The organism is Oleiphilus sp. HI0066 (assembly GCF_001635725.1).
The window spans coordinates 1-848 of the sequence record NZ_LWFH01000332.1 but is presented as its reverse complement, the minus strand read 5'-3'; the positions used below and the strand labels follow the sequence as shown (position 1 = coordinate 848).

Below are 848 nucleotides of genomic sequence, written 5' to 3'. Positions count from 1 at the left end.
GCCAAAACCCTAAATACAAGTCAGATTCGTACAAATTATGATCTGTTTTTCAGTAAAGTATGAATGCACTCGGGAACATAAATTAACCAAACGAAAATTGCGGGCTGCGATTCGCTCTTCTATATACATGGTCGACCTTAGAGATATGTCCTGCTTTTGGAGGTGTTCATGTTTAAAGGAATTCATCGACTACTTAAATGGATGTTACGCGGAGATAATTATGGTGTGATGGCACCAAACATTTTTACGCCGTACGAAATTAAGCTCTCTTGTGCTTTGTTGGTATTAGCGGGGACGCTGATTTGGGCTCTTGCACGCAATGGTACTGAAGAGGGTATATTTGGCGTCGCGCTCATTGCCGGATTGGCATTTTACTTGTCCTATGTGAAGTATTATCGCGCATACAAACCGGCCATGGATCGCTGGGGAATTCGCGAACTATGCAATCCCAATCATCCGCGCCAGGAGTATCGGGTTGCTGCGCGTGATCTACAAATCTCGCCAGACGAGGTGAAGTTTATTGCGATGCAACATGGCGTGAAAGTGGTGTGTAATAATTCTCCAGCTAATCCGAATGTTCAGATATACGAACTTCAAAGAAATTATGAGCATCGATTATATGCCGAGAAGTGGAAAGCTCAATTAAACAAAAAGAGCTAACTTATTTGATGTGCGCCATAATACTTCTTAATCGAAAGATTGTTTTGTGCGCACCGTTCTTGATAGCAATCAGTGACTCCCTATAATACAGACACATTCTTCCTATTGTTTGTATTAGTATGATCCGACGTCACAGATGGTCTCAACAAGAAGCCGATTTAGATATCACGGCGTTCATGAACTTGATG

1 protein-coding gene is annotated in these 848 nt (G+C 42.1%); it reads left to right on the top strand.

Annotated features, from left to right (window positions below):
* Positions 1-168: 168 nt before the first annotated feature.
* Positions 169-660, top strand: a complete 492-nt coding sequence (locus A3738_RS04785) for a hypothetical protein (RefSeq protein WP_068502631.1) — start codon at positions 169-171, stop codon at positions 658-660.
* The last annotated feature ends 188 nt before the right edge of the window (positions 661-848 follow it).